Origin of the sequence: Micromonospora sp. AB353, from assembly GCF_049538395.1 — a bacterium.
Classification (GTDB): domain Bacteria; phylum Actinomycetota; class Actinomycetes; order Mycobacteriales; family Micromonosporaceae; genus Micromonospora; species Micromonospora aurantiaca.
The window spans coordinates 1-7,274 of record NZ_JBMVFV010000143.1 but is presented as its reverse complement, the minus strand read 5'-3'; the positions used below and the strand labels follow the sequence as shown (position 1 = coordinate 7,274).

General features: G+C 71.6%; 7 protein-coding genes. 4 read left to right on the top strand and 3 right to left on the bottom strand.

The window, feature by feature from the left end; genetic code table 11:
• Nucleotides 1-569 (bottom strand): IS630 family transposase (locus tag ACPCK6_RS28955; RefSeq protein WP_423482788.1); only part of this gene is annotated, 569 nt, incomplete at its 3' end.
• Between the two features lie 189 nt (nucleotides 570-758).
• On the opposite strand from ACPCK6_RS28955, the gene ACPCK6_RS28950 reads away from it, so the two are divergent.
• Together ACPCK6_RS28950 and ACPCK6_RS28945 are read left to right on the top strand one after the other, a co-directional pair.
• On the top strand, nucleotides 759-2,576 hold the full coding sequence (locus ACPCK6_RS28950) for an AfsR/SARP family transcriptional regulator (RefSeq protein ID WP_396881464.1): 1,818 nt from the start codon (nucleotides 759-761) through the stop codon (nucleotides 2,574-2,576).
• 260 nt (nucleotides 2,577-2,836) lie between these two features.
• Nucleotides 2,837-3,622: a helix-turn-helix domain-containing protein gene (locus tag ACPCK6_RS28945; protein WP_423482787.1), complete on the top strand. Its 786-nt coding sequence runs from the start codon at nucleotides 2,837-2,839 to the stop codon at nucleotides 3,620-3,622.
• 63 nt (nucleotides 3,623-3,685) lie between these two features.
• Here ACPCK6_RS28945 and ACPCK6_RS28940 read toward each other — a convergent pair whose 3' ends face one another.
• Nucleotides 3,686-4,999 (bottom strand): cytochrome P450, encoded by a 1,314-nt coding sequence (locus tag ACPCK6_RS28940; RefSeq protein WP_423482786.1) that lies wholly within the window; start codon nucleotides 4,997-4,999, stop codon nucleotides 3,686-3,688.
• A 30-nt stretch (nucleotides 5,000-5,029) separates the two neighbouring features.
• Nucleotides 5,030-5,872, bottom strand: coding sequence for a class I SAM-dependent methyltransferase (locus ACPCK6_RS28935; protein WP_396881462.1), 843 nt, complete (start codon nucleotides 5,870-5,872; stop codon nucleotides 5,030-5,032).
• 187 nt (nucleotides 5,873-6,059) lie between these two features.
• Between ACPCK6_RS28935 and ACPCK6_RS28930 the strand changes: the two genes are divergently transcribed.
• Together ACPCK6_RS28930 and ACPCK6_RS28925 are read left to right on the top strand one after the other, a co-directional pair.
• Nucleotides 6,060-6,770, top strand: coding sequence for a hypothetical protein (locus tag ACPCK6_RS28930; RefSeq protein WP_194799985.1), 711 nt, complete (start codon nucleotides 6,060-6,062; stop codon nucleotides 6,768-6,770).
• A 134-nt stretch (nucleotides 6,771-6,904) separates the two neighbouring features.
• On the top strand, nucleotides 6,905-7,274 hold a 370-nt coding region (locus ACPCK6_RS28925), incomplete at its 3' end, for a VOC family protein (RefSeq protein WP_423482785.1).

The window sequence follows — 7,274 nt, the reverse complement described above, 5'->3', positions numbered from 1 at the left end:
GGCGGTCCCGGCGGGATCCGTGCCGTCTCGTGCACCACGAGCGCGACCACGCCGGCCGGCGGATTCAGATACAACCCGGCCACGTCGACCACCTTCGCCGTGAACACCGGGTCGGCCGACAGGTTGAACGGCGGATCCCGGTGCGGCATGAGGTGGAATCGGCGCCAGATCCGCCCGACTGTCGACCGCGAGAGCCCGGTCCGCTCGGCCATCGACCTGCGGGACCAGTGGGTGGCACCCGGGGGCGCCTCCTCCAGCGTGGACACCAGCACCTCCTCGACCCGGTCCGCGCCGATCGACGGCGGCCGGCCCGGCCGGTCCCGGTCGGCCAGACCCTCCAGACGCCGTTGCAGGAAACGGCTGCGCCACTTCCCCACCGTCGGCCGCGACACCCCGAGGTCGGCCGCCACGGCGGCGTTCGTCGCCCCGGGTTCGGCACACGCCAGGACGATCCGGCACCGCAGCGCCAGGGCCTGGGAGGACTTCGCCCGCCGCGACCAGCGCAACAGCGTGGCGCGCTCCTCGTCGGTCAACACCAACTCGGCCTTCGGCCGCCCGGTCCTCGGCACGCAACCCAGGCTACATATAGCGAACCAATTTCCGGCGCAATATTTGTGCACTTCAGGTTTCCCGAAGTAATTACTACGCTGACGTTGGTTGACGTCGATACGGGCGACCCTGGGGGCAACGTGTTGCGTGCGGCAATTGTGGAGATTAAAGTCCTCGGCTCCACCCACGCAGTAATCGATTCCCGCAAGGTGGACCTCGGGCCCCGCAAACAACGGGCAATCATCGCCCTGCTGGCCCTGCGCCACGGCACCCCGGTGCCGATCGACGAGATCATCGAGGCGCTCTGGGAGAACCAGCCGCCCGGCACGCCGCAGTCACTGGTGCACACGTACATCGCCCGGCTGCGCCAGGTGATGGAGCCGGACACCCCGGCGCGGCGCCGCACCAACGTGATCGGGCACAGCGGCACCGGTTACCAGCTTCGGCTGCCACCGGACGCGGTGGATGTCAGCCGTTTCCACAGCCACGCCGACCACGGGCTGCAACTGCTGGCCTCCGGCGCCACCGGCGAGGCGTACGGCCTGCTGCGCCGGGCACTCGGCGAGTGGCCCGCGTCGCCGACCACCGATCTCGAGTCCCTGCTGCCCGGGTGCGAGGACGTCACCCTGCTCCGGGGGAAGTGGACCACCGTGGCGATGGCGTACGTCCGGGCCGGCCTGACCAGCAAGGGCGCCGTCGCGGTCCTGCCCACCGCCGAACGTCTCGCCCAGGTGGACCCCCTCAACGAGGCCGCGCAGGCGCTCTACCTGGAGACCCAGCGGCGCGCCGGCCACGGCGCCTCGGCGCTGTCCCACTACGACCGGATCCGCACCAGGCTGCAGGCCGAACTGGGCGTCGAACCCGGCCACGAACTGCGCCGGGTGCACCGGCAACTGGTAGCCGCCGGCGGGAGCCGAGTCCCGGGCCCTCCACCCGGCGGCTGGCTCGGTCCGGGACCGGCGGTCGACCCGCTGATCGACCGCGAGGCCGAGCTGCGACAGCTGCGTGACCTGCTCGTCCAGCAGCGGCTGGTCACGCTGAGCGGACCCGCGGGGGTGGGCAAGAGCGCCGTCGCGCGCGCGGCGGCGGCCGCCGCCAGGGGGGACTTCCGCGACGGCGTCGCGGTGGTGGACCTGGCCGCGGCCGGCGACGCCGCGGACGCGGCCGACGCGGTACGGCGGACCCTGCACCCGATGCTCCCGCAGCGTCACGCCGCGCCGGTCCGGCGGTTCGACGATCTGGCCGGCCGACAGCTCCTGCTCCTCCTGGACAACGCCGAGAACGTCCTGGAGCCCTGCGCCGGGCTCGTCGACGACCTGCTGCGGTCCTGTCCGCAGGCACGCGTCCTGGTCACCTCACGGGAACTGCTCGGCCTGCCGTACGAGACGATCCTGACGATCGGCCCGCTCCGGCCGCCCGGGCCGGAGACACCGGCCGACCCGGCGGCGCTGCTGCGCGTGCCCGCCGTGGCGCTGTTCGCGCGGCGCGCCACCCAGGCGTGCCCGTCCTTCTCGGTGGACGAGGAGAACTGCGCCCTGGTCGCCACCATCTGCCGCCGGCTCGACGGCCTGCCGCTCGCGCTGGAACTGGCCGCCCGCGTGCTGCGCACCACCGGTCTGCCCGAGCTGGCCGAGCAGTGCCGCGATCCGCTGCGGCTGCTGGACGCGAGCCGCCGGGGCACGCCCGCGCACCACCGTTCGCTGCACGCGGCGGTGGTACGCACGGTGGACCGGCTCACGCTCGCCGAACAGCAGTGCCTCGCACTGGTCAGCGGGATGGCGGAACCGGTGAGCCCGGACATGGTGGAGAAGACGGCCCGCTCCTACTGCGAACAGGACGTCCGGATCGATCTGCGTCCGCTGCTCAACCGCCTGGTCGACAAGTCGCTCCTGACGGCCCGGCACGACGAGCACGGCACGTCCTATCGAATGTTGCGGACAATCCGCCGGATCGGTCTGCAACTGCTCGACCGTTTCGGCGCGGCGCCTTCGGTGGCGAATGCGCTCTGCCGGGAAACAAACCGATGAAATCGATTGCCGGTGTCGAAAATGGCGCAGCTACCCTCCAACCGGTGCAGCACCTACCGTGGCGGACTGTTCACACATAGCTCTCATGGGCTTGCCGATTGCTATATGAATTTATAGCATCGAGTCGGACAGCGCTCCGCCGACGTCCATCCGGCCCTGCTGCTGCCGTCGTTGATCGATCTCCGCAATCCCCTCAGGAGGTCCGACGCCCCATGCCTGCCGTCCACGAAACAGGGACCACCACCGCGCCCGCGGCCTCCGTGCACATCGGAGCGATCACCCAGGCGGTGACCTCGATGCGGCGCCACCTCGACGAGCCACACCGGCTGCACGACATCGCCCGCGCCTCGCTGATGAGCCCGTTCCACTTCCACCGCGTATTCCGGATGCTGACCGCCGTCACGCCCGGCCGGTTCCTCACCGCCGTGCGGATGGCCGAGGCGAAACGCCGGCTCCTCGGCAGCGACGCCAGCGCGACCGACATCAGCATGGCGGTCGGCTACTCCAGCTTCGGCACCTTCACCACCCAGTTCACCCGTCTCGTCGGTGTGTCGCCCGGCCGCTTCCGCACGTACGGCCGGGCCGTCGCGGACGTGCCCCTGCGCGAACTGGTCTCCACCCCACCGGCCCCCGCACGTCAGCCGTTCGCGCTCCTCCACGTCGGGGCCCGCCCGGACGGCCACCCGGGCCTCACCGTGGTCGCCACCTTCCGGTCCGGAATACCGCAGCAACGACCATCGTCCTGCGCCGCGATCCTCTCGCCGGGCGTGTTCCCACTGCCGCTCGCGGTGACGGGAAGGGCGAGCGTGCTCGCGGTCAGCGCCCGCACCGACGTGACCATCGGCGAGGTCCTCACCGAGGAGCCCTCGGCCGGCATCTGCGTCGGCTCCGCCGAGATCCCCGACGAGCCGGTCGCGGCGCAGGCCACCGTCGCGGTCGGCATCCCGCTGCGCCGGCCGGCTCTGCTGGACCCGCCGCTGCTGCTCGCGTTCCCCCTGCTGATGCTCGAGTCCCAGGCCGGGCCGCGGCGGGCGCAGGTCCGCTGAGGTTCCGGCCCGCGCCGGTGCCCGTGGCCGTCGGTGGAGCCGGGTCCACCGACGGCCACGAGGTCAGGACCGGGCGGTGTACCGCACCGGGCACGACGCGGGCCGGGCCACACCCAGCCCGGGCGCCTGCTGCGGCTCGGCGATCCCCAGCTCCATGTCGTACGAGCGGGTCAGCATCGCCAGCACCGCCTTCATCTCCAGGTCCGCGAAGCGGGCGCCCAGGCAGGCGTGCAGGCCGCCGCCGAGGTTGAGCAGGCCGGCCGCCGCCCGGCCGTCCGTGTCGCGGTCCCTGCTGAACCGGTCGGGGTCGAACCGGTCCGGGTCCGGGAACACCTCCGGCACGCGGTGCGTCACGGGCGGGCAGAACAGCGTCTGCCAGCCGGCCCGCACGGTGAAACCACCGACCTCGTACGCGGTGACGGTCTGCCGGGTCAGCAGCGTCGTGACCGGCCGCAGCCGCTGGGACTCCAGCAGCGCCTCGAACAGCCGTCGCTGCCGGTGCAGATCCGTGACGGTCCAGTCGCCGGCGTGCCGGGGCAGGTCGGCGATCTCCTCCTCCATCGCCGTCAGTTCCTTCGGGTGCTGCAGCAGCAGGATGAGCGACCAGGCCAGCTGAGCCGCTGTCGTCTCGTACGCCGCGTACACCAGGATCAGGATGAGCCCGATGACGGTCTCGTCGTCGAAGTCCGCGCCGCCCGCGAGCAGGTGCGGCAGGAAGCCGTACCGGCCGGTGTCCGGGTCCTCCCGGACGGCCCGCAGATGCGGCCCCATCAGCTCGAACATCTCCCGGCGCGCGCGGTCGCGCCGGCGCAGGCGCGGCGTCGGCAGGTTGGCCGGCAGGAAGAACTCCATCCCGGCCGCGATGTCGAGGAAGAGCGACCGGAACCGGTCGCCGTGCCGGGCGCGGAAGCCGGACCCCAGGAACAGGCGTACGGCGATGTCCATGCTCAGCCGTTCCAGGTCGGCGCGCGCGTCGAACTCACCGCGCGGGCCGAGCCGGTCCATCCATTCGCTCGTCTCACCGATGATGGCGGCCAGGTAGTCCGCGTGGTTGCGGCTGTGGAAGGCGGGCAGCAGCGCGGCCCGCTGACGCAGGTAGTCCGGGTGGTCGGCGGCCTGCATGACCGCGCCGAACATGGGCTTCAGCCACTGGTAGACCGGCTGGACGGCGAGGATCGTCTCGGGCAGCGCGATCGCGTGCCGGCTCTCCGCGACGCCGGCCACGACGACCGAGCGCCGCGGCCCCATCCGCAGCGCGAACACGGGACCGTGCTCGGCGTAGCCGGCGCGGGCCAGCGCGACCGGGTCACGCATGAAGGCGAAGGCGTTGCCGAACAGCGGCAGGCCCTGCAACGTCGGCGGGCTGGTTGCGGCCATGACGGATCCCCCTTCGGGACGGGCTCGAAGTCAGCCGGCGGTGGCGTACGAGTACCAGACGTTCCAGTGCACGACCAGGCGTCCGCGGTCGGCGGCGACCTCCTCCATCCGGGCCTCGGCCGCCGCCCGTGCCTCACCCAGCCGCTCCGCGGGCACCCGCTCGAGCACCATCCGGCCGGCCGTCTGCCACAGCCAGCCCCACCACTGCCGTGGGTCGGTGAACTCCAGGTCGAGCGTCTCGTCCTCGATCCGCGTGCCGGCGAAGCCAGCGTCGCGCAGCAGGCGGTGGATCCCCTCCTTGGAGCGCAACGGGTTGTCGGTGCGGCCGGGTACCGGGGGCATGCCACCGTCCACGTACGGCACGACGGCGTCGGTGACGTGGAAGAATGCGGGGTCGTCGGCGCCGAACGTGGTCATCGCGAAGCGGCCGCCCGGGCGCAGCAGCCGGCGGTACCGGGCCGCGGCGTCCGCCGGGTCGGGCAGCATGAACATCACCAGGCCCGCGACGACCGCGTCGAAACGGGCCGGGGCGAAGCCGGGCGTGGCCGCGTCACCGACGCGTACCTCCGCGTTCGTCAGTCCCTCGTCGGCGAGTTCCGCGCGGGCGCCCTCCACCATGGCCGGTGCCACGTCGATGCCGATCACCGAGCCGCCCGGCGCCACGGCGCGGGCGGCGGGAACGGTGCAGGCGCCCTGCCCGCAGCCGACGTCGAGCACGTCCTCGCCCGGGCGCAGATCGAGCCCCGCCACCAGGCGAGCGCCGATCGGGCCGAAGAAGCGGACGCCGGTGCGGTCGTAGCGTGGCGCCGCCCGGTCGAACACCTCCGCCAGCTCCGGAGTCGACACCGCGTCCGTCGTCGCGTCGCCGGGCATCGGGCACCACCCTTTCCGCAGGTTCGCCGCGCTCTCCGCGATCATTCTTCGCGCCCGTCCGCGGCCCGGCTTCTCGCCGCTTGCCTATCCCGGCCGGTCGTACCGGCGGGCAACACAGGAGAAGTCTCGGCCCCCGCGACGCCCCTAGGGTCGAGGGAGAGCTCGATCACCAGTGAGGGAGGAAGCTGTGGGTGTACTGGGTCTACACAATGAGTGCCCCCCGACCAACTACGCCGCCGGGGACGCCGCCGAGATCGTCACCGGTCTGGTGTCCGACGCGGTCGCGACCGGCGCGACGCTCCGTGCGGTTCGCGACTGCCTCGATTCGCTGGCCTGCCTCGACGACACGGTGCGATACGTCGTCGAAGCCTCCGCCGGAGCCGTGTCACCGGACGGCTCGTTCGACGCCGCCAACGTGGCCGAGCAGATGGCGGGCGTCCTGAAGACCTACTCGCAGACCTTCCGGGCCCTGGACGGGACCGTGGACCAGATCGACACCGCGGTCCGGGAGTACGGGGAGCTGCAGCGGTACAGCGCGCTCGCGCTGGCGAAGGGCCGCGACGAGTGTTTCGAGAACCGGCTGATCCAGGCCGGCGAGGGCGGCTTCGCCGGCATGGCCCAGTCGCGCATCGCCTACCTGCGCAAGCTGCGGGTGCGGGTGCAGCTGCTCCAGCGCATGGAGCCGATCGGCGAGGAGATCCTGAACGGGTACGACTTCAACGCGTTCTTCCTGCTGTTCATGCAGCCGATGCGCGACCTCGGCGTGGCCGCGCAGGATCTCTACAACGAGACGGTACGCGGGGCGCTCGTCGCCTACGACACGCTCGTCCGGGTGTGTGAAATGCGTACCGGAAACGCGGCCGACACCCTGCGCCGGGAAATGGTGAAATCGAACTGATCTCGCCATCGCACTCGTCCGGCGCGACCATGACGATCCGCGCCGGACATGCGCGTCTCAGGCATGCGCAAACGGGGATCGGTTCGGTAGGATGATCGCACTGTTCGCCCATATGCCGTGAGATGGGAAATTCCATGGGAATCAGCCACATCACATTGATCACCATCCCGGTCACCGACCAGGACAAGGCGAAGGACTTCTACGCCCGCCTCGGATTCGAGGTGATCAATGACCACGAGATGACCCCGGACGAGATGCCGCCGGAGCCGGGCCTGCGCTGGCTGCAGCTGGGCACTCCGGGAGGCGAGACCACGATGGTGCTCGCCACCTGGGGCGTGGGTGGCCTCCGCCCCGGAGCGCAGCACATCTCCGTGGCGTGCAAGGACGTCAAGGGCCTGCACAACGAGCTGGCCTCGGCGGGCGTGGAGGCGTCGCCGGTCTTCGACGCCCCGTTCGGCGCGTTCTTCTCGGTGGAGGACCCGGACGGCAACGGCGTGATGATCG